The sequence below is a fragment of the Pseudoduganella sp. genome, from assembly GCF_041914865.1.
Taxonomy (GTDB): domain Bacteria; phylum Pseudomonadota; class Gammaproteobacteria; order Burkholderiales; family Burkholderiaceae_D; genus Rugamonas.
The window spans coordinates 50178-70639 of record NZ_JAYSCO010000026.1; the positions used below are offsets into that span (position 1 = coordinate 50178).

Below are 20462 nucleotides of genomic sequence, written 5' to 3' on the forward strand. Positions count from 1 at the left end.
GTCAGGCCGCTTGCAGCGCCCACCTCAAAGGCAATGCATCTTCGCGCCACACTATCTCGCGCGGTTCGAATTCCCAGTGCCTTCCCGCCCCGTCCAGTACGACGCGCGCCGCGCCGCTCATTTGCAGCAGGCCGCCGCTGTCGAAGTCCGGGAACACCAGCCCGGCCTTGCCGTTCAACAGGATATTGCCCAGCGTGGAGAAGAAGCGGTTGCCCTCATAATCGGGCACCACCAGCGTGCCATCGCGCTTGAGCTGGACGACGCCCGGCGGCCCGCCGCGGTGCGACACATCGACCCGCATCGCCTCCCCTTCGCCCGAATAGGTGGCGACGAAGAAGGTCGCGGCACGGCCGACCAGGTCGCGCGCCAGCGCATCGACCTGCGGCAGGCGGCGCGCCGGCAGACCCGAGGCCTCGTCCGGCTGGCGCTCGAAGCGGTAGTCGCGCACATGGATGTACTGCGGGCAGTTGCCAAACGATTCGCCCACGCCCAGCTCAAAGCGCCCGCCATCGAGCGCGCGCAGGCGCCCGTTCAGCCGGTTGCGGCGCCGCGTATGCAGCTCGATGCCGAGCATGCCGACGGCCGCGCCATCGCGCAGGCCTTCCTGCGCAGGGTCGTCGGGCTGCGCCGGCAGCTCCAGCAAGAGGCGCTGCGGGTCCGGCGACTGCATGAATCCCTCTTCCCCGGCACGCAGCGTGGCCCATGGCCGCCCCGCGCCATCGACCGTGCCGAACACCGCGAACGGCAGCTGGGCGAAAAACTCGCGGTGCTGGTCCGGCATGTAGTTGCGGATCACCTTGCGGCCGATTTCGTCCATGCGCGCCGCGACGCCCAGCGTGTCCTGCAGCGCGATCTCGCCGGCGTGCCAGGGCCCGTTCATGCTGCCAGCCCCACCGGCGTTTTGACGAACGGCTGGAAGCGCGGCAGTGCTTCCACGCGCGCCAGCCAGGCCTGCACGTTGGCGTACGGCGCCAGGTCGACGTTGCCCTCCGGCGCGCGCGCGATATAGCTGTACAGGGCGACGTCGGCGATGGTCGGCCAGCCGGCGGCGATCCACTCCTTGCCGGCCAGCGTGCCGTCGATCAGGCCCAGGATGCGGTGCGCGCGGCCGATGGCGTCGGCCGGGTCGGTCGCTTTCTTGAACAGGTTGATGATGCGCGCGGTCGCCGGGCCGCTGGCGATCTCGCCCGCCGCCACCGACAGCCAGCGCTGCACATTGGCGGCGCCGGCCGGGTCCTGCGGCAGCCAGGTCGCATCGCCATAGCGCGCCGCCAGGTAGACCAGGATGGCGTTGGAGTCGGCGATGACGGTGCCGTTGTCGTCCAGCACCGGCACCTGGCCGAACGGGTTCAGTTGCAGGAAGGCTGCCGACTTTTGCTCGGCCTTCATCAAATCCACCTCCACCAGCTCGAAGTCCAGGCCCAGCAGGGACAGGAACAGGTGGGCGCGGTGGGCGTGGCCAGAAATCGGGTGGTAGTACAGCTTCATGGGGATCTCCTTGTCAAATGGTGATGACAGTGTGATCCATGCCGCCGGCAATGGGAATCACCGGCGGCGGCAATAGACTATTCCGGCCGGCGGAATAATAGCCGGCGCTGCCATTGGATGGCGGGCACGTTGATGTGGCTGCCGACATCGCCATTCCACTCGGCGCGCAAGCCATGCCGCGCCAGCGCATCGACAATGGCGGCCGCCACTTCGGCTTTGCCGGCATCGGTGTCCTTCATGTCGCCGTAAGCCAGCATCAGCCCATGGCCGTCGATGGCGCGTTCCATGTCCTGCGCATGGTAGAAGCAGTAGCCCTTGAAGGTGCCGGGCGGCTGGCTGGCATGGACTTCGCCCACATCCGAATGGCCATCGCTCATGGTGTAGCCGGAGTTCTGCAGCGCGATGATGCGCGCATTGTTCAGGTCATGGAAGGCGCTGTCGAGCCGGTCGCAGTCGGTGCGCACCGGCCACGCCAGCTCCTGCCGCGCCTTGCGCCGGAATTCCTCGGCGGCCAGGGCGCGCAGCCTGGCCACATCGACCTCGCCTTCGACGATTTCGTCCATGCCCTCCGCCACGTCGTTCTCATCGTAGAACCCCGACCAGACCCACATTTTCACCTGTCCGGCGATATACAGCTCTTCTTCATTCAATTCGTTCATCGGCGCTACCTGTCTCCTGGTTCTTTAGTAAATATTGTCTGCCCAGCGCAGCGAAACTGCGGCCTTTTCGCCACACGGACAGCATTGCCAGCATAGCATCGAAAATTCCACCAGTAAAAGGCCGCCCCCACTCTGGCGCGGTCGGTTTTAGCCGCTGCGCGCCGGTCGCGGCGGCAGGCCGTTGCTACATTTCTAAACTACAAATTACTTTGCCGACCGACAATCAAGTAACTATCATGTCTGTCTGAAGACCCAAACAACGTCTGAAAAATGCTGCTGAATGAACCGAACATCGTGCCGATCCGCAAGGGTCCGCCACGAGCCCAAGACGCCACGCTCCCCTTCCCGGCGACCGCCAACGCGTACGACATGACGACCGAGGATGATATCGGCGACGCGTTGACGCTGCTGGCCGCCAGCGGCGATGCGATTTCCATGTACCCCGCCGGCAGCCGCGATGCCTTGATGGGGCGTATCCTCTCGGTCGATCCCGAACTGCCGCACTTCGTGCTGGAATTGAACGATGGCGTGGTGCTGCCGCCGGGCGACATCACCTTTGTCGCCTGGCTGCGCACGGCCAAGCTGCAATTCCGCCTCTCCAGCGCGAAGTGGAAAACGACGCCGGGCCAGCCGCACCTGGTGCCGATGGTCTTCCCGGAGGCCTGCGCGGTGCTGAACCGCCGCTCCTCCGAGCGCGTTGAATCGCCGCTGGGCGCCAACTTCACCGCAGCCTTCGTCATGAACGGCACGCCTTACGAGCTGCCGGTCTACGACTTCGCCGTCGGCGGCATCGGCCTGCGCGGCAACAAGGGCGATGCCAAAGGCCTGCTCAGGGGCCGCAAGCTGCGCGACGTGGTGCTGGAACTCGGTTCGGAAACCGTCCATGTCGAAGAGATGGAAATCTGCGCCACCCGCTCCTACCGTTCCTTCCTGCTGGGCGAACAGCTGCACATCGGCTGCAAGTTCACCAGTGTCGCGCCGAAAGTGGAAAGCCAGATCCACAGCCTGATGAACCGCATCGGCGCCAAGCGCTAATCCTTCACGGCAGCACTTCGAACAGCAGGAACTGGCTGACCTGCTGCTTGCCGAAATTGTCGTCGCTCGCCAGCACCAGGGAGGCGTGGCCGTTGGGCAGGCGCGGCCCCCAGGCCATCGCTTCCAGGTTATCGATGCGCGGCAGGCCCAGCGTGGCGAAATCCAGCACCAGCCGTTTGCGCGCCGGCTGGTAGGCGACGCCGGCCAGCGCCGGCAGCGCTTTCACGTCGCTTGCCGCGCGCGCATCGCTGGCGTACAGGCGGACGTGATTCGTATGCCGCCCGTCCGCGCCCTGCACCGCCGCCCGCTCCAGCACCAGCAGCTCGCCATCGGCCATGGCCAGGATCTCCGACACCCCGTTCTCCGCCGCCTTGCCCGGCGCCGGCGCGGCGGGGATCGCATCGAGCGGATAGGCGAACTGGCGCAGCACCGCGCCGTCGCGCCCGAACTGCGTCATGCGCACGTGGGCGCCCTGCTGCGGGGTCGGGACCGGCCCGTCGCCATACAGCGGCCATTCGATCGACGCCCACAGGCTGGCGCCGCCGGGCGCAAAAGCAATGCCCTCGAAGCTCGCGTTGTAGCGCGCGCCGCGCTCTTCATCCCTGAACGAACGGAAGCTCCCCGGCAGCGGCAAGTCCGCCAGCAGCCGGCCTTCGCGCGTGGCGTGGCGGATAAAGGGATCGAGGCCGACGCGGCGGTCGCCCTCGCTGGCGTACCAGATGCTGCCGTCCTGCGGATCGATGCGGATCGCTTCCACATCCACGCGCCCGCAGCCTTCCGCCGCGACTGCGAAATCCTGGCCGTCTGTGTTCACGAACGGCCGCACGCCGACCATGCGGATGGCGCGGAATGCCTGCGCGTCGAAGTCCAGCTGCGCTTCATAGAAACGCGCCGGATGGTGGGTGCAGCGGTCGTCGGTGGCGATCACCCAGATGCCGCGCGCGGCGTCGTAATCCAGGCCGGAGAAGCCACCCATCATGGTGCCCGCATACATCGCCTGGTGCGGCACGCGCTGCTCGCCGATGAAGCGCAGGCCCTGCACGGTCGACGCCAGCGTCGTGGCGGGTACGGGCGCGCGCGCCGTGCCGCAGGCCGAGAGGGCGGCGGCCAGCGCCAGCGCCGCCAGGATGGCGCGCCGCTTCATGCCCGGTGCAGGCGCTTGTGCATGCAGCGCAGGCCGATCCACACCGCCAGCGCCACCACCGGCACCGTCACGCCCATCAGCAATTCGGGATTGCCGCTCCAGCCCAGCGCCTTGGCGCCTTTGGCGGAGTAGCCGACCAGGCCCACCAGGTAATACGAGATCGCCGCCACCGACAAGCCTTCCACCGCCTGCTGCAGGCGCAGCTGCTGCGCGGCGCGCGCGTTCATCGACTGCAGGATCTTGCGGTTCTGCGCCTCCTGCACGATGCCGACCCGCGTGCGCAGCAGGTCGTTGCAGTTGGCGATGCGGCCGGCCAGCGCCTGCTGGCGCGCCGCGACCGCCTCGCAGGTATTCATGGCGGGCGCCAGGCGGCGCTCCATGAATTCCTCCACCGTCGGCGTGCCTTCGATGCGCCGTTCGCGCAGCTCCTCGATGCGCGCGTTGACCAGGCCGAAGTAGGCCTTGGCGGCGGCGAAGCGGTAGCTGGTGTCGGCCGAGACTTTCTCGATGCGCGCGGCCAGGTGGGTAATGCGGTCCAGCAGCTGCTGCTCGGTGGAGCCGTCATCCAGCTTGCCGTCCGCCGCCACCAGGGCGCCGGCCAGGGCCGCCAGCTCCGCCTCCACCGCGTTCAGCTCCGGCACGGCGCCTTGCGCCAGCGGCAAGGCCAGCAACGCCATCATTCGGTAGGTCTCGATCTCCAGCACCCGCTGCACCAGGCGCCCGGACTGCTGCTCGTGCATGACCGCGTCGCAGATCACGAAGCGGCTGAAGCCATCGGCATGCAGGGCGAAGTCGGTCCACAGTTCGCCGCCGTTCATGACCTGGCTGCCCGCCAGCGGCGCGCCCTGGAAGACGCGCTGCAGGCTGGCGGCAAAGGCCGCCTGCGCGCCGCCGGGACGCGCCAGCACCACGTGCGAGGCCACCAGCACCCTGCCCTGCAGCTGCAGCAGCCACTCCTCCGGCAGGTGGCGCGACGGCATGCTGGCGAAAGCCTCTTCCGGCAAGGGCATGCTGGCCACGGTTTCCGCCAGCGTGAAGGTGGCGAACTCGGTATGCAGCTCCCACTTCAGGCGGAAGCGGCCAAAGTCGTGGCTGAAGTATTTTGCCCCCGCCGCCGGCGCCGTCACCGCGAAATGCCCGCACAAGCCGGCCAGCAGCTCCAGCTGCCCCTGCTCGCCGAGGATGGCGAAGTGGCTCAGCAAAGTCGGCGCTTCCAGCTTGAGGAAGGGGCGCGAGTGGATTTCGGCCGCCAGCGGAACGCGCTGGGCATGGTTCAGGCTGGAGAACACAAGACGCATAGGACGTGGCTCGAGGGTGGCTGAGTCACGATAGTAACATTGTATTTACCTCATGTTTGTGCGCTGCAGCGAAAGGCGATGCGGCCGCCCGGCGCGGCCAGCACCGGCTCCAGCCGCAGGGTGCCGGCGGGCTCGCCGCAGGCGATGCGCAGGCTGGCCAGCCCGCCCTCCAACTCAAGCTGGCGGCCGCCCGCCGGGTCCAGCAGGCGCAGCGCCAGCCCGCCCCCGCCGCCGGGCAGGTAGCGCGCCGGGCCGGTCAGTTCGGCGGCCAGGCGCGGACGGTCGAAGTCCCAGGGCCCGCCGGCCACGTCCTGTTCGTGCGCGCCCGCCGGGACCACGCGGCCGGCCCGCAGCGCCATCAGCTGGCCGTCGAGGCGCAGCGTGACGGCCAGGCATAACGCGGCCGGGGCGTCGGCCGCCACCTCGCAATGCAGGGCCAGCGTGCCGCCATCATCCAGGGCATAGCGCGCCACCACCGCCGGCGCGCCGGGGCTGACCAGGCGCACGCCCACGCTGGCCTCCTCCACCAGCGGTACCGCGTGCCATGCCTGGCGGTGCAGGGCGCGCCCCGGCGCAGGCAGCAGGTGCAGGCCATCGCCGGCCTGCCCGCCCAGCAGCAGATCGGCCAGCAGCCCCTGCCGGTCCGGTGCCTGCAGGCTGAGCAAAGCGCCCCCGAGCGTGCTGATTTTGACCGCCATGCCACGCCGGTTACTGAGCGTAAAAATGCTCAATGGCATACCTTGCGCAGTATGTCCAGCGGCCTCTTGCGTGATATTCAAGTCCATGCCTTCAGTATATTCACGCCGCTGATCTTTGATAAAATTGGGCTTTATTTCCCGTCGGCAAAAATAATAAATGCAGGCTTTGCAATTTTCCTCTCGTTCCGCCCTGAAGCTAGGCGCTGCGCTGCTTTTTGCGCTGGCCAGCGCGCGGGCTGACGAGATATCCGATATCAATAAAATGATGCGCGGCGGGCAATTAGGCGCCGCGATGGCCAAGGTTGATGTTGCTCTGTCACAACGACCGAAAGACGCCCAATTGAGATTTATCAAAGGAATGATTTTGTCCGAACAGGGCAAAACTGCCGACGCCATTAATGTTTTCCAAAAGCTGACGGAAGATTATCCGGATTTGCCGGAGCCTTATAACAACCTCGCTGTGCTGCATGCCGCTGCCGGGAATTACGATAAGGCCCGCGTCGCGCTGGAACGCGCCATCCGCACCAACCCGACTTACGCCACCGCCCACGAAAACCTGGGCGATGTGTACGCCAGGCTGGCCAGCCAGTCGTATGACAAGGCCATGCAGCTGCTGGATGCCAACCAGCCCGCCGCCCCCAAGTCGAAACTGGCCATGGTGCGCACGCTGGCGCCCAAAGGCAGCAATGCCGCCGCGCCGGTGGCCGTAGCCGCCGCGCCGGCGCCCGCCGCCGCTCCCCCTGCCGCCGCAGCTCCCGCTCCCGCCCGGGCACCGGCGCCCGCCCCGGCCGTGGCGCAAGCCGCGCCGCCGGCTGCGAAGCCTGCCCCAGCGCCTGCGCCGGCACCTGCCGCCGCACCCGGCCCGGCGCCGGTGGTGGCGCAAACCAAGCCAGCCACACCTCCGGCGGTACAATTGGCAAAGGCCGAGCCCAAGCCTGAGCCTAAACCTGAGCCGAAGAAGGTTGAAAAAGAAGCCAAAGCCGACAACGAAGCCCCAGCCGTTGGCAAGGCGGTCGGAGCCTGGGCCAAGGCCTGGAGCGCGCAGGACATGAAGGGCTACCTGAACGCCTATGGCAGCAACTTCCAGACCCCGAAGGGCCAGAACCGCAAGGCCTGGGAAGCTGACCGCACCGCCCGCATCGAGGGCAAGGGCCACATCAAGGTGACCATCGAGTCGCCGCAGATCACCGTCAACGGCAACACCGCGACCGTGAAATTCCGGCAGAAGTATGTGTCGGACCGCCTCAGCACCACCAGCCGCAAGACCCTGGTGCTGGAGAAGCAAGGCAAGAATTGGCTGATCAAGCAAGAGCAGTCGGGGAGCTAGTGTGAAATCCAGGCGAGCCAGTACCGGAGCGGCAGCCGCGCTGATGGCAGCGTGTGCCCTGCTCGCGCCAGCCAGCCAGGCCAGGACGCAGGATGCCGAGATCATGCTGCTCGAGATCTACAAGGACCTGCGCGCCAGCCACCTGCAGGATGCCATGGCCAAGGCCGATGCGCTGGTGCAGGCCTACCCCAATTTCCGCGTCGGGCACATGATCCGCGGCGACCTGCTGCTGATGCACGCCAAACCGGTGGGCCAGCTCGGCGCCGGCCTGAATGCGCCGGCCGACAAACTGAAAGACTTGCGCGACGAAGCGCGCGTGCGCCTGCAATCGCTGGTGGCGCGCCCCAATCCCGACCTGCTGCCGCGCTCCGTGCTGCAGCTGCGCAGCGATATGCGCCACGTGCTGGTGGTGGCGGCGGCGCAATCGCGCCTGTACGTCTACCAGAACGTCAACGGCCAGCTGCGCCTGGTGACCGACTATTACATCAGCCAGGGCAAGCTGGGCGTCGACAAGTTCCGCGAAGGCGACCAGAAAACCCCGCTCGGCGTGTACTACATTACCGGCCGCGTCTCCGGAGCCCGCCTGCCCGATTTCTACGGCGCCAGCGCGCTGCGCATCAACTACCCGAACGAGTGGGACCGCCTGAATGGACGCGGCGGCTCCGGCATCTTCCTGCACGGCACCCCGTCCGACAATTACAGCCGCCCGCCGCTGGCCTCCGACGGCTGCGTGGTGCTGACCAATGAAGACCTGCGCCGCCTGGAGGATTCGGTCGATATCGGCAAGACGCCGGTGGTGATCGCCGACCAGCAGGACTTCATCAGCAAGGCCAAGTGGGATGCGGAGCGCGACACCGCGGCACGCCTGGTCGAAGGGTGGCGCGCCGACCTGGTGAGCGCCGATTCCCAGCGCCTGCTCAAAAATTATTCGGCCAGGTTCAAATCGGCCGACGGCGAGAACCTGAAGACCTGGTTCGACAAGGACCTGCGGCCTTTGGCCAGCGTGAACGGCCTGAGTGTGACGCTGAGCGAGATGACCCTGTTCCGCTACCCGAGCCGCGACGATATGCTGGTCAGCACCTTCACGCTCGAATCGAAGATCGGCAAGACCCGCTCGACCCAGCGCAAGCGCCAGTACTGGGCGCGCGAAGGCGGCTCCTGGAAGATCGTGTTCGAAAGTATGATCTGATCACTTGCGGCGGCGCAGGTAGGCCTGCACCTCCGCGAACGTCACCGCGCCCTTGTGCGCGCGGTCGATCTCCTCGAAGTTCTTTTCCACATACCCCAGGCCCGCCACCGCAGCCTCCTGCTGCGTCAGGCTGCCGCTGCGGTCCGTGTCCGCCTCGTCGAAACGCTGGCGCAGCGTGGACATGGCCTGCGCCTTCAGCTCCGCCCCCGCCAGCGGCGCCTCGCGCGATGGGATACGCTGCGCCTTCGGCACATACGGCTCGCTGCGCGGCAGCAGCGGTGCATCCTCCGCCGCCTGCGCCGCCAAGGCCATCGTAGCGGTCGCGGCCAGCACCACCATCATTGCTCGCTTCATCTGCATTTTCCTCACCTGCCCATCTGGTAAAAGGCCCCCAGGTCGGCGCGCGTCGCACGGCGCGCCGCATTATCCAGGTAGCCCATATGCCCGCTGTGGTAATTGCGGACCACGATATTCGGATTGGTGCCCAGGCGCGCCAGGTCCAATTCAGTCTGGTAAAACGGCGTCGCCAGGTCGTAATAGCCGCTCAGCGACAGCACTTTCAGGCCCGGATTCAGCGTGATGGCGGCGGCCAGGTCGGGCACCGTATCGGGCACCGCCTTGCCGTCGTGGCTGAAATTCCAGCGCTCGATAAAGTCGTTGAACGGCAGGTAGTTCGACGCCGCCGTGTAATGCAGCACGTCCGCCAGGTAGTTGCGGATGCCCGTCACGAAAGCCTGGTTGACCACCGCCAGCGAGGGGTCGCCGCCGCTGGCCAGCTGGTTGCCAACGGGCGCCGCCACGCGCGCATCGTAGCGCCCGGCCAGCATGGCGCCGGGCAGCACATTGCGCTGCACGTAGTCGGGCCGCAGGTTCGGGTTCTGCTGCCAGCTTGCCGTGGCGATGCCGGTCAGGGCGTTCAGCTGCACCGCCACCGCCGGCGGCGGCGCCACACGCGACGCCAGCCACGGCCCCAGCGCCGCGCGGTAGCTGCCTGCCGCGAAGTTGCGCGCCTGGCCGATATAGGCGCTGAAATCGGACGGCAGCGGATTGGCGCGCTGGTGGTAGGCGCCGATCGCGGCGTAGGTCGGCACATAGCCTTCGCAGCTGACTTCCTGCGGGCCCGCCTCGAACACGGCGCAATTGCTGTTGTAGTCGAGGATGGGCGCCTGCAGCACCACCCCGGCCAGCCGGGTGCCGGCCGTTTCCAGCAGCTTGGCCAGCACCGCCGTGCGCGGGCCGCCGTACGATTCGCCGAACAGGTATTTGGGCGAAGCCTGGCGGCTGTTGGCCGCCACATAGCGCTGCACGAAATCGCGCAGCGAGGCGGCGTCGCTATCGACGCCCCAGAAATCCTGGTTGCGGTTGGGCGCGATGGCTTGCGTGTAGCCGGTACCGACGGCATCGACGAACACCAGGTCGCTGATGTCGAGCATGCTTTCGGCGTTATCGACCAGCTGCGCCGGCGTCGCCAGCACGCTGTTGCCCGGCTGGTCGGCCACCAGCCGCTTGGGTCCATAGGAACCCAGGTGCAGCCACAGCGAGGCCGAGCCGGGACCGCCGTTGTAGAAGAACGTCACGGGCCGGCTGGCGGCCGGCTGGTTGTCCAGCGTATAGGCGACGTAGAAGAAGGACACCGTCGGGCTGCCGCTGCGCGCATCGCGCGCCACCAGGTGGCCGGTGGTGGCCGTGTAGTCATGCCGCACGCCGTTCAGCACCAGCTGGCCGCGCGCCGTGGCGGCCGCCTCGCTGGCCGCCGCCAGGGACCCCGTGGCGGCGCCGCTGTAGATGGTGGGATCGGCCAGCGCACCGGCCACCGTGGGCGGTGGCGTGACCGGCGGCGCCACGCTGGCGCCCTCGCCGCCGCCCCCGCCGCACGCCGCCAGCGCCGCCGCCAACAGGACGGCAGGCACCATTGAACTGCCCAGCCAGCGCAGCATCGTCGTCTCCTTTAAGTCTTGTTTTTCCCTATAGTATAGTTATCGTTTTTATATTACCAGTAGCCAATGGAAAAATATCCGCTGCACACCCAATTGCTCAGCTGCGCGGTGCTGGCCGCGATCGCGCTGGCCATTATCCATTTTGGACACGGGCAGGCGCTGCGGCAAGTATTCATGGCCGGCCTGCCCTGGCCGCAGCAGCTCGGACTGGGCGCGGCGCTCGGGCTGGCGGTGGGCCTGGCGTCGGCGGTGACCTCCCTGCGCAAGCCCTCCGCCGAGGCGGTGCAGCGCACCACCGCCAGCTATGCGCGGCTCGACCTGGCGGGCTGGAACCCGGTGTGGATTTCGCTGGGGGCGGGCATTTCGGAGGAACTGCTGTTCCGCGCGGCGCTGCAGCCGCTGCTTGGCATCTGGGGCGCCAGCCTGCTGTTCCTGCTGGCCCATGTGCGCGCCTACCAGTTCAGCCGCATCGACCGCCCCGCCCTGCTGCAGATGGGCGGCGTGTTCGGCATGGGCCTGGCCTTCGGCCTGGGCTTCGAGTACATCGGCCTGCTGGCGATGATGGTGGCGCACACCATCATCGACATCATCGGCCTGCTCATGGTGCGCCGCCTGGCCGCCGCCCAGGCGCGCTAGCGGCTACTGGAAGGCGACTTCGGCGAAGCTGCGCAGCTTGCGGCTGTGCAGCTTGTCGGAGCCGAGGCCGCGCAACAGCTCGAGCGCGCGGATGCCGATGCGCAGGTGCTGGTCGACGCGGTCGCGGTAGAACTGGTTGGCCATGCCCGGCAGCTTGATCTCGCCGTGCAGCGGCTTGTCGCTCACGCACAGCAAGGTGCCGTAAGGGACGCGGAAGCGGAAGCCGTTGGCGGCGATGGTGGCGCTTTCCATGTCCAGCGCCACCGCGCGGCTCTGGCTGAAACGGCGCTCCGGCGTGCGCTGCGGCAGCAGCTCCCAGTTGCGGTTGTCGGTGCTGGCCACGGTGCCGGTGCGCAGCACGCGCTTCAGATCATGGCCGTCGAGCTGCGTCACTTCCTTCACCGCCGCCTCGATCGCCACCTGCACCTCGGCCAGCGCCGGGATCGGCACCCACAGCGGCAGGTCCTCGTCCAGCACGTGGTCTTCGCGCACGTAGCCGTGCGCCAGCACGTAGTCGCCCAGCTGCTGCGTGTTGCGCAAGCCGGCGCAGTGGCCCAGCATCAGCCAGGCGTGCGGGCGCAGCACCGCGATGTGGTCGGTCGCGGTCTTGGCGTTGGCCGGGCCGACGCCGATGTTCACCATGCTGATGCCGCTGCCGTCGGCGCGCACCAGGTGGTAGCCCGGCATCTGCGGCAGGCGCGGCGGCGCGGCGCCCAGGTCGTCGCCCGGCTGCATGGCGTGGCCGACGCGGCGCGTGACCAGGTTGCCTGGCTCCACAAAGGCCACATAGCCGTCGTTGTCCGGGCTGGCCATCAGCTCGTGGCCCAGGCGCACGAATTCGTCGATGTAGAACTGGTAGTTCGTAAACAGCACGAACTTCTGGAAGTGCTCGGGCGAGGTGCCGGTGTAGTGGCGCAGACGCTGCAGCGAATAGTCGACGCGCGGCGCGGTGAACAGCGACAGCGGTTGCGCCTCGCCAGGCGGCGCCTCGTAGGTGCCGTTGGCGATGCCGTCGTCCATGGCGGCCAGGTTGGGCAGGTCGAACACGTCGCGCATCAGCAGGCGCCGCTCGGCGCTCAGGCTGCCCTCGATATGGTCATGTTCGGCGAACGAGAAGTGCACCGGGATCGGCTCCGAGCTGAGGCCGACCTCGATCTGCATCTGCTGCTGGCCATGGTTTTTCAGCAGCAGGCGGAATTGTTCCGTGTAATAGCGCTCGAACAGGTCGGGCCGGGTCAGCGTGGTCTCAAAGGCGCCGGGACCGGCCACGAAGCCGAACGACAGGCGCGAGTCGGCGCGCACCACGGTGTCGCTCTGCACCCGCACATACGGGTAGCAGGCGCGCACACGCTCGCCGGGCGTCTCGCCTTCGACAAAACGCTGCAGGGATTCGCGCAGGAAGCGGATGCTGTCGTCGTAAATCGCCCGGACCTGGGCCAGTGCTGCGGAGGGATCATCGAACATGCGGGGTGCTACATGGGGACGGCTGGACATCGTGCAACTCCTTTAGACTGGCTACATACTATTATAATTGCATGATGTGGCAGAAATATTTCATTGGTTTGCTGGCCGCCGGCAGCGCGGCGGCCGTATTGGCGGCGCCGCCGCTGACTGTCGCCTGGCGCGAGAAGCCGCCCTATTACTACTACGAAGACGGGGTCGCCAAGGGCTTCATGCTGGAACGCGCAAAGCAGGTCTTTGCGGCGGCCGGCATGCCGGCGCAATTCGTCAGCGAGCCGCAAAAGCGCATCTGGGCCAACTTCGCGCACGGCGCGAAGAACTACTGCTCCATCAGCTGGTACCGCCTGCCCGAACGCGAGGCGGTGGCGCAGTACAGCATCGCCGTGCACACCGACCAGCCGCACGCCGTGCTGGCCGTGCCGTCCGCCGTGGCGCGCGTGCGCGCCCATCCCAGCCTGAAATCGCTGCTGGCCGATAAGGGGCTGACCCTGGCCGTGATCGACGGCGTCTCCTACGGCCCCGAGCTGGACCCGATGATCGCCGCCAGCCAGAACCGCGTCATGCGGCGCACTGTGGAAACCTCGGCCATGTTCCGCATGCTGGCGGCCGGCCGCGCCGACTACCTGTTCGTCGACCGCGAAGACTGGGGCTACCTGCGCCAGAAGCACCCGGAACTGCAGTCGCTGCTGCTGACCGAATTCGCCGACATGCCGCCCGGCCTGAAACGCTACTTCGTCTGCAGCCGCGACGTGCCCCCCGAAACGATGGAGCGCCTGAACCGCGCCATCGCCAGCGTGACCGCGCGCAGCCGCTAGATCCCCTTCGCCCCCAGCACCTGCATGCGCTGGCGCCAGGCCGCCACCTCGGCCGCCGCCATCTGCCCGGCGCCGCCCACCAGCGTGCTGCGCACCGGCGCAATGCCGACAAAGTTAAGGATGTTGCGCTCCAGCGACTTCAGGCTGTGGGCGCCGTAGTACCAGCGGTAGAACAGCGCCGGCATGCCCATCGTCACCACCACGCGCGCGCTGCGCCCGGCCAGCAGGCCCGCATGCAGCGGGTTTTTCGCCTGGCGCGCCAGCGCGAAGCCGGGCCGCGCCACCTGCTCCAGGAAGGCCTTGAGCCGGGCCGGCATATCGCCCAGCCAGAGCGGGTAAAGGATGACGATGTGCTGCGCCTGGCCGATGGCCTGCTGCGCCGGCGCCAGCGCGGGCGGCAGCGCGCCCTCCTCCCATTCGCGGCTGTTGGCCAGCCAGGGAAACTCCAGCAAGGCCGGCGTCACCAGCTGCGCCGTATGCCCCGCCGCCTGCGCGCCCGCCTGGTAGGCCTCGGCCAGCGCATGGCAGAGGTGCCCGCCGGCCGGGTCGGGGTGGCCCTGGATCAGCAGGATGCGGCTCATACGTCCTCCACCGTCACCAGGTTGCTCTGCGCCTCGGCGTACTCCAGCGCATAGGCCAGCTCGCCCGGCGCATCGGCGTGGATCGACAGCACCGGCTGCCCTACTTCCAGCCGGCTGCCCAGCGGCGCGAAGAAGCGCACGCCGGCCGCCGCCGCGTGCGGCGCCCCGGCCAGCTTGGCCAGGGTGGCCAGCCTGCGGTTGTCGACCGCCACCACGCGCCCGGCATGGCGCGCCTCCAGCACGTGCGAACAGGGCGCGCGCGGCGGCTCGCGCAGGCCGCCCTGCGCCGCGCAGATGGCCTGGAACTTGGCCCAGGCCGCGCCGGAGTCGAGCACCTGCGTCGCCAGCGCCAGTCCGGCGCCCGGCGCCGCGCGCCCGCCCAGTTCCAGCACCGCGCCCGCCAGCGCCAGCGCGCGCTGGCGCAGGTCCTGCGGCGCGCCGGCGCCGTTCTGCAGCACCGCCAGCACGTCCAGCGCTTCCAGCGCCGGGCCGATGCCCACGCCGACCGGCTGGCTGCCGTCGCTCACCACGCAGCGCACCGCCAGCCCGAGCGCCCGCCCGGCCGCTTCCAGGCGCGCCGCCAGCTGGGTTGCCGCCTGCTCGGAACGCACCTTGGCCGTGCGACCGACCGGGATGTCGATCAGCACATGGCTGGCGCCGGCCGCCAGCTTTTTCGACAGCACGGACGCCACCAGCAGGCCGTCGCTGTCGAGTTCCAGCGGGCGCTCGACGCGGATCAGCACATCGTCGGCCGGGCTCAGGGTCACGCTGCCGCCCCACACGATGCAGCCGCCCTCCCGCTCGACCACGCGCCGCATGCCGTCGATGCCGATCGCCACCGGCGCCAGCGTCTCCATGGTGTCGGCGGTGCCGGCCGGCGAGGTGATCGCGCGCGAGGAGGTCTTGGGCATGGTCATGCCGCAGGCCGCCACGATCGGCACCACCAGCAACGTGGTGCGGTTGCCCGGCAAGCCGCCCACGCAGTGCTTGTCCACCACCACCGGCGCCGGCCACGCCATGCGCTGCCCGGCCGCCGCCATGGCGCGCGTCAGGGCGATGGTTTCGGCCAGGTCGAGCCGGTTGCCGGAGCAGGCCGTGATGAAGCTGGCCAGGTGGATGTCGGGATAGCGCCCGCCGGCGATATCGGCCACGATGCACTGCGCCGCCGCGTCGTCCAGTGGGCGGCCGTGGATCTTGCCGCGCACCGCCGCGAACGAGGCCAGCGGCGCGGCATGGCGCACCGTCACCGGCGCACCGCTGCCAGCCCCCAGGGCCTCCCAGGCTGCTTCCGACAGGCCAACCTCCTGCCCCTCGAGCAGCGCGCCGTCGACCACGTTCAGCGTGGCCGCCACCACCTGCGACCCGCACTGCAGCTCGAGGCGCGACTGCGCCGCGAAGCCTTCCGCCTTGCACACCGCGCCGTCGCGCCGCAGGTAGGCCACCGGCTGCTGGTAAGTATCGATGCCCAGGCGGCGCGCCTTCAATACATAAGCCATTTCCTCTCCTTCATTGCAACTCCGGCGCGCGGCGACAGCAATCGCGCCCCTGCCGCTTGGCCGCATACATGGCGGCGTCGCTGCGCCTTAACAGTTCCTCCGGCAGCAGCGCGTCGTCCGGATACAGCGCCAGGCCGATGCTGGCCGAGACGCGCGCCACGGCGCCGCCCTCCAGCACGATCGGCGCGCGCACCGCGTGCAGCGCGCGCTCGATGACTTCCTCCGCTTCCGCCACCGCGCCCAGGCCCGTCAGCAGCAGCACGAACTCGTCGCCGCCCAGGCGCGCCACCGTATCGTTGGCGCGCACCACCTGCTGCAGGCGCCCCGCCACCTCCACCAGCACCGCATCGCCCGCCGCATGCCCCAGCGTGTCGTTGACCGCCTTGAAGCCGTCCAGGTCGATCATGCACACCGCCACCAGCGCGCCGCCGCGCGCGGCAAACGCCAGCGCCTGCAGCAGGCGGTCGCGCATCAGGCGCCGGTTCGGCAGGCGGGTCAGCGGGTCGATGAAGGCCAGCTGCTCCACCGCTTCCTGGCGCAGGCACTCCTCGGTGATGTCGGTAAACAAGCCCAGGTAGTGCAGCACCTCGCCGTCGTCGCCGCGCACCGCGCTGAGCGAGACATGCGCCGCGAACAGGCTGCCGTCGCGCCGCTTGTCCCAGATCTTGCCATCCCACTGGCCGCTGGCCAGCAGGCGGCCCCACATCGCTCTGTAGAATTCCGCATCCTGCCGCCCGGACTGCATGATGCGCGGGTGCTGGCCCAGCAGCTCGCGGCGCGCATAGCCGCTCATTGCCAGAAAGGCGCGGTTGGCCTCCACGATGCGCATGTCGCGCCCGACGATCAGGATGCCCTCCGCCGTGGCCTCGAACACGCTGGCCATCAGGCGCTGGCGCGCCCTGGCCTCGCGCCGCTGCCGGCGCAGCAGCCGCGCCAGGCGGTGCAGCGAACGTTGTAGCGGGCCGGGCACGGCATCCCCTAATCCAGTACCACTTCTTCCAGATACTCGGGGACGCGGCACGGCCATTGCAGCCGTTCGCCGATACGGCGCCGCAGCGCGTCGGCCGCCGCCGGCTCGCCGTGCGTGACGAAACACTGGCGCGGCGCGGCCGGCGCCCGTGCCAGCCAGTCCATGATCTCGTCAGCGTCGGCGTGCGCCGACAGGTTGCCGATCATCTCGATGCGCGCCCGCACCGGATAATACTCGCCATGGATCTTGACCGAGGTCTCGCCCGCCAGCAGGCGCGCGCCGCGCGTGCCGGCCGCCTGGAAGCCGGCGAACAGGATGGTGTTGCGCGCATCGCCGGCAAAGGCCTTCAGGTGGTGCAGCACGCGGCCGCCGGTCGCCATGCCGCTGGCGGCGATGATCACCATCGGCGTCTGGCGCCGGTTCAGCGCCATCGACTCCTCCACGCTGTTGACGATGTGCGCCACATGCCCCAGCGCGCGGCAGGCCTGCTCGTCGAGCCGGTGCTGGCCGTGGTGCTTCATATACAGGCGCGTCGCGTCCACCGCCATCGGGCTGTTCAGGTAAACCGGCAAGGCGGCCGGGATGGCGCCGGCGCGCTTCAGCTGGCCGATTTCGTGCAGCAGTTCCTGCGCCCGGCCCACGGCAAAGGACGGTATCACCGTCACGCCGCCGCGCGCCGCCGTCTTGCTGATGATGTCGGCCAGGCGCGCGCGCGGGTCGGACGCCTCGTGGCAGCGGTCGCCGTAGGTCGACTCCACCACCAGGTAGTCGAACGCGCCCAGCGCCGTCGGCGGCCGCATGATCGGGTCGTTGGGCCGCCCGACGTCGCCGGAGAACAGGATGCGCCGCCCCTCGCACTCAAGCGAGACCGACGCCGCGCCCAGGATATGGCCGGCCAGCTGCAGGCGCGCCGTCATGCCCGGCGCAAGTGCGAACTCGTGGCCGACCGGCACCGCCACCAGGTGTTCCAGCGCGCGCAGCGCATCGGCCTCGGAATACAAGGGCAAGGCCGGCTTGTGCTTGGAGTAGTTGTGGCGGTTGGCATACAGCGCCTCCTCCTCCAGCAGGCGGCCGCTGTCGGGCAGCAGGATGTGGCACAGGTCGCGCGTGGCCTCGGTGCAGTACACCTTGCCGCGGAAGCCGGCGCTGACCAGCACCGGCAAGAAGCCGCTGTGGTCCAGGTGCGCATGCGTCAGCACCACGCTGCGGATGGCCGCCGGCAGCACCGGGAAGGCATCCCAGTTGCGCAGGCGCAGCTGCTTGTAGCCCTGGAACAGGCCACAGTCGACCAGCACCTGCTGGTCGCCGTGGCGCAGCAGGTATTTGGACCCGGTAACGGTGCCAGTGGCGCCGAGGAACTTTAACGTGAGCATATTTGCAGCATATCCAAGCGGCCGCGCAAAATGTTTGATCCAGATCAAGGAGTCCGTAGTCAAAATGCGTCAATGCACTAATCACAACAACGTGTAGAATCAGGGCCTTTGATTACAACCTGAGCAGGACGCCATACATGACAGAACTGAAACGGGGCCTGAAAAGCCGCCATATCCAGCTGATCGCGCTGGGCGGCGCCATTGGTACCGGCCTATTCCTGGGCATAGCGCAAACCATCAAGATGGCCGGCCCGTCCGTGCTGCTGGGCTATGCGGTGGCCGGCTTCATCGCCTTCCTCATCATGCGCCAGCTGGGCGAGATGGTGGTGGATGAACCGGTGGCAGGCTCCTTCAGCTACTTCGCCAACAAATACTGCGGCCACATGGCCGGCTTCATGTCGGGCTGGAACTACTGGGTGCTGTATGTGCTGGTCAGCATGGCCGAGCTGACCGCCGTCAGCAAATACATGGAATTCTGGCTGCCCGACCTGCCGCACTGGGTCAGCGCCCTCGCCTTCTTCCTCGCCATCAACGCCATCAGCCTGGCCAATGTGCGCGCCTTCGGCGAAATGGAATTCTGGTTCGCCATCATCAAAGTGGTGGCGGTGGTCGGCATGATCGTGTTCGGCGTTTACCTGCTGGCCTCCGGCAATGCCGGGCCGGAAGCGAGCGTGGCCAACCTGTGGCAGCACGGCGGCTTCTTCCCCAACGGCGCCAGCGGGCTGGTGATGGCCATGGCCGTCATCATGTTCTCCTACGGCGGCCTGGAACTGATCGGCATTACCGCCGCCGAAGCCGACAACCCGTCCGAGACCATCCCCAAGGCCACCAACCAAGCCATCTACCGCATCCTGATCTTCTATGTCGGCGCGCTGGGCGTACTGCTCTCGCTCTACCCGTGGCAAAAGGTGGCCGACGGCGGCAGCCCGTTCGTCATGATCTTCCACGCGCTGGACGCCAAGTTCGTCGCGCACGCCCTGAACGTGGTGGTGCTGACGGCCGCCCTGTCCGTATATAACAGCGGCGTCTACTCGAACAGCCGCATGCTGTACGGCATGGCGCAGCAGGGCAATGCACCGAAGGCCCTGCTGGCGGTCAACCAGCGCGGCGTGCCCCTGGTCGCCCTCGGCGTGTCGGCCCTGGCCACCGGCAGCTGCGTGCTGCTGAACTACTTCATGCCGGGCCAGGTATTCGGCCTGCTGATGGGCCTGGTGGTTTCCTCGCTGGTGATCAACTGGGGCATGATCAGCTGGATCCACCTTCGCTTCCGCGCCCAGAAGCGCGCCGAAGGCAAAGAGACCGGCTTCAAGAGCTGGGGCTACCCATTCACCAACTACCTGTGCCTGGCCTTCCTGGCCGGCATCCTGGTCATCATGTACCTGACGGAAGGCCTGCGCCTGTCGGTCTACCTGATCCCGGTCTGGCTGCTGGTCTTGTTCATCGGCTACCGCTTCCGCGGCGCCCCGGCGCATGGCTAAAGCCGTACTGCTGACCATCCACGGCATGGGCGAGCAGCCGCTCGACTATGCCGACGGCATGAAACGCGCGCTGCGCCAGCACATGGGCGCCGACTATGCCGGCCTCGACGTGCACAGCGTCTATTACCAGCACCTGCTCAAGCCCAACGAGCAGGATGTCTGGCGCCGCGTGCACACGCGCGCCACGGTGCGCTACGAGCAGCTGCGCAAGTTCATCCTGTTCGGCTTTGCCGACGCCGCCGGCCTGGAAAACCGCAAGGAAGACGACGACTCCGTCTACGAGCAGGCGCAGACCGAAATCGCACGCGCCCTGCTCGCCATCCACGCCAGCCACGGCCCCGCCACCCCGATCGTGCTGCTGGCCCACTCGCTGGGCTGCCAGGTCATGTCCAGCTTCATCTACGACGCCCAGAAACGCGCCGGCGGCGGCCAGGTCACGGCCGGCATCTGGAAGCCCGGCCGCCTGGGCGACAGCCTGACGCCGGCCCAGCGCACCTTCCTGCAATGCGGCACGGTGCGCGCCTTCATCACCACCGGCTGCAACATCCCCGTCTTCGTCGCCGCGCACCAGCGCATGCACGTCAAACCGATTACCCGGCCCAACCCCGGCTTCAGCTGGCTCAACCTGTACGACCCGGACGACGCCCTCGGCTGGCCGCTGCAGCCGCTGGAAGGCGGCTACGAGACGCTGGTGGAAGACCGCCCCATCAACGCCGGCCAAAGCCTGCTCGACTTCATGACCAAGAGCTGGAACCCGCTGTCCCACACCGCCTACTGGATCGACAACGACGTCATCCACCCGCTGGCTGAAAAAATTCGGGGTCAGGTCTGACAATCGGACACGGCCACAGCCGTAGGCTGCGCCTACGGCTGTGGC

The 20462-nt window shown here is 68.0% G+C and carries 21 protein-coding genes; 8 read left to right on the plus strand and 13 right to left on the minus strand.

Features of this window, described 5'->3' with window-relative positions; all coding sequences use genetic code 11:
* Position 1 precedes the first annotated feature (1 nt).
* From ACE3TQ_RS14050 to ACE3TQ_RS14060, 3 genes are all read right to left on the minus strand, one after another.
* Positions 2-880 carry a pyridoxamine 5'-phosphate oxidase family protein gene (locus ACE3TQ_RS14050; RefSeq protein WP_374582885.1) on the minus strand — a complete coding sequence of 293 codons (879 nt, stop codon included), beginning with the start codon at positions 878-880 and terminating at the stop codon, positions 2-4.
* Positions 877-1488: a glutathione S-transferase family protein gene (locus ACE3TQ_RS14055; protein WP_374582886.1), complete on the minus strand. Its 612-nt coding sequence runs from the start codon at positions 1486-1488 to the stop codon at positions 877-879. The genes ACE3TQ_RS14050 and ACE3TQ_RS14055 overlap by 4 nt, the downstream gene beginning before the upstream one ends.
* Before the next feature lie 77 nt (positions 1489-1565).
* On the minus strand, positions 1566-2147 hold the full coding sequence (locus ACE3TQ_RS14060; protein WP_374582887.1) for a hypothetical protein: 582 nt from the start codon (positions 2145-2147) through the stop codon (positions 1566-1568).
* A 270-nt stretch (positions 2148-2417) separates the two neighbouring features.
* Between ACE3TQ_RS14060 and ACE3TQ_RS14065 the strand changes: the two genes are divergently transcribed.
* Positions 2418-3182: a PilZ domain-containing protein gene (locus ACE3TQ_RS14065; protein ID WP_374582888.1), complete on the plus strand. Its 765-nt coding sequence runs from the start codon at positions 2418-2420 to the stop codon at positions 3180-3182.
* Between the two features lie 4 nt (positions 3183-3186).
* Here the strand turns inward: ACE3TQ_RS14065 and ACE3TQ_RS14070 are convergent, their stop codons facing one another.
* The 3 genes from ACE3TQ_RS14070 to ACE3TQ_RS14080 are packed head-to-tail and all read right to left on the minus strand — an operon-like array spanning position 3187 to position 6322.
* Positions 3187-4326, minus strand: coding sequence for an esterase-like activity of phytase family protein (locus ACE3TQ_RS14070; RefSeq protein ID WP_374582890.1), 1140 nt, complete (start codon positions 4324-4326; stop codon positions 3187-3189).
* Positions 4323-5624 (minus strand): DUF3422 family protein, encoded by a 1302-nt coding sequence (locus ACE3TQ_RS14075; RefSeq protein ID WP_374582891.1) that lies wholly within the window; start codon positions 5622-5624, stop codon positions 4323-4325. Before ACE3TQ_RS14075 ends, ACE3TQ_RS14070 begins: the two co-directional genes overlap by 4 nt.
* Before the next feature lie 50 nt (positions 5625-5674).
* Entirely contained in the window at positions 5675-6322 is a 648-nt protein-coding gene (locus ACE3TQ_RS14080) for a hypothetical protein (protein WP_374582892.1), read from the minus strand.
* Positions 6323-6373: 51 nt separating this feature from the next.
* On the opposite strand from ACE3TQ_RS14080, the gene ACE3TQ_RS14085 reads away from it, so the two are divergent.
* From ACE3TQ_RS14085 to ACE3TQ_RS14095, 3 genes are read left to right on the plus strand one after another with little or no spacing between them, the layout of a single operon-like run.
* Entirely contained in the window at positions 6374-6562 is a 189-nt protein-coding gene (locus ACE3TQ_RS14085; protein ID WP_374582893.1) for a hypothetical protein, read from the plus strand.
* A gap of 25 nt (positions 6563-6587) precedes the next feature.
* Positions 6588-7649, plus strand: coding sequence for a tetratricopeptide repeat protein (locus tag ACE3TQ_RS14090; RefSeq protein ID WP_374582908.1), 1062 nt, complete (start codon positions 6588-6590; stop codon positions 7647-7649).
* A 43-nt stretch (positions 7650-7692) separates the two neighbouring features.
* Positions 7693-8838 (plus strand): murein L,D-transpeptidase family protein, encoded by a 1146-nt coding sequence (locus ACE3TQ_RS14095; RefSeq protein WP_374582894.1) that lies wholly within the window; start codon positions 7693-7695, stop codon positions 8836-8838.
* Here ACE3TQ_RS14095 and ACE3TQ_RS14100 read toward each other — a convergent pair whose 3' ends face one another.
* Entirely contained in the window at positions 8839-9192 is a 354-nt protein-coding gene (locus ACE3TQ_RS14100; RefSeq protein ID WP_374582895.1) for an EF-hand domain-containing protein, read from the minus strand.
* 11 nt (positions 9193-9203) lie between these two features.
* Complete coding sequence (locus ACE3TQ_RS14105) at positions 9204-10775, minus strand: S10 family peptidase (RefSeq protein WP_374582896.1); 1572 nt, start codon at positions 10773-10775, stop codon at positions 9204-9206.
* Between the two features lie 66 nt (positions 10776-10841).
* Between ACE3TQ_RS14105 and ACE3TQ_RS14110 the strand changes: the two genes are divergently transcribed.
* Positions 10842-11411 carry a lysostaphin resistance A-like protein gene (locus tag ACE3TQ_RS14110; protein WP_374582897.1) on the plus strand — a complete coding sequence of 190 codons (570 nt, stop codon included), beginning with the start codon at positions 10842-10844 and terminating at the stop codon, positions 11409-11411.
* 3 nt (positions 11412-11414) lie between these two features.
* Here the strand turns inward: ACE3TQ_RS14110 and ACE3TQ_RS14115 are convergent, their stop codons facing one another.
* The gene (locus ACE3TQ_RS14115) at positions 11415-12905 is read right to left on the minus strand and encodes an AMP nucleosidase (protein ID WP_374582898.1); all 1491 of its coding nucleotides are present in this window, start codon (positions 12903-12905) and stop codon (positions 11415-11417) included.
* Positions 12906-12946: 41 nt separating this feature from the next.
* Between ACE3TQ_RS14115 and ACE3TQ_RS14120 the strand changes: the two genes are divergently transcribed.
* Positions 12947-13687 (plus strand): substrate-binding periplasmic protein, encoded by a 741-nt coding sequence (locus ACE3TQ_RS14120; RefSeq protein ID WP_374582900.1) that lies wholly within the window; start codon positions 12947-12949, stop codon positions 13685-13687.
* Here ACE3TQ_RS14120 and ACE3TQ_RS14125 read toward each other — a convergent pair.
* Genes ACE3TQ_RS14125 through ACE3TQ_RS14140 form a run of 4 tightly spaced genes read right to left on the minus strand, consistent with a single transcriptional unit; the run spans position 13684 to position 18107 of the window.
* Positions 13684-14268 carry an NAD(P)H-dependent oxidoreductase gene (locus tag ACE3TQ_RS14125; protein ID WP_374582901.1) on the minus strand — a complete coding sequence of 195 codons (585 nt, stop codon included), beginning with the start codon at positions 14266-14268 and terminating at the stop codon, positions 13684-13686. The genes ACE3TQ_RS14120 and ACE3TQ_RS14125 overlap by 4 nt on opposite strands.
* The gene (locus tag ACE3TQ_RS14130) at positions 14265-15764 is read right to left on the minus strand and encodes a thymidine phosphorylase family protein (RefSeq protein WP_374582902.1); all 1500 of its coding nucleotides are present in this window, start codon (positions 15762-15764) and stop codon (positions 14265-14267) included. The genes ACE3TQ_RS14125 and ACE3TQ_RS14130 overlap by 4 nt, the downstream gene beginning before the upstream one ends.
* 10 nt (positions 15765-15774) lie before the next feature.
* Positions 15775-16734 carry a diguanylate cyclase domain-containing protein gene (locus ACE3TQ_RS14135; protein ID WP_374582903.1) on the minus strand — a complete coding sequence of 320 codons (960 nt, stop codon included), beginning with the start codon at positions 16732-16734 and terminating at the stop codon, positions 15775-15777.
* Positions 16735-16742: 8 nt separating this feature from the next.
* Complete coding sequence (locus ACE3TQ_RS14140) at positions 16743-18107, minus strand: MBL fold metallo-hydrolase RNA specificity domain-containing protein (protein WP_374582904.1); 1365 nt, start codon at positions 18105-18107, stop codon at positions 16743-16745.
* Positions 18108-18244: 137 nt separating this feature from the next.
* Here ACE3TQ_RS14140 and ACE3TQ_RS14145 point away from each other — a divergent pair, with 137 nt between their 5' ends.
* Both ACE3TQ_RS14145 and ACE3TQ_RS14150 read left to right on the plus strand, forming a co-directional pair.
* The gene (locus tag ACE3TQ_RS14145) at positions 18245-19585 is read left to right on the plus strand and encodes an amino acid permease (RefSeq protein ID WP_374582905.1); all 1341 of its coding nucleotides are present in this window, start codon (positions 18245-18247) and stop codon (positions 19583-19585) included.
* Positions 19578-20417: a hypothetical protein gene (locus ACE3TQ_RS14150; RefSeq protein WP_374582906.1), complete on the plus strand. Its 840-nt coding sequence runs from the start codon at positions 19578-19580 to the stop codon at positions 20415-20417. The genes ACE3TQ_RS14145 and ACE3TQ_RS14150 overlap by 8 nt, the downstream gene beginning before the upstream one ends.
* Positions 20418-20462: the final 45 nt, after the last annotated feature.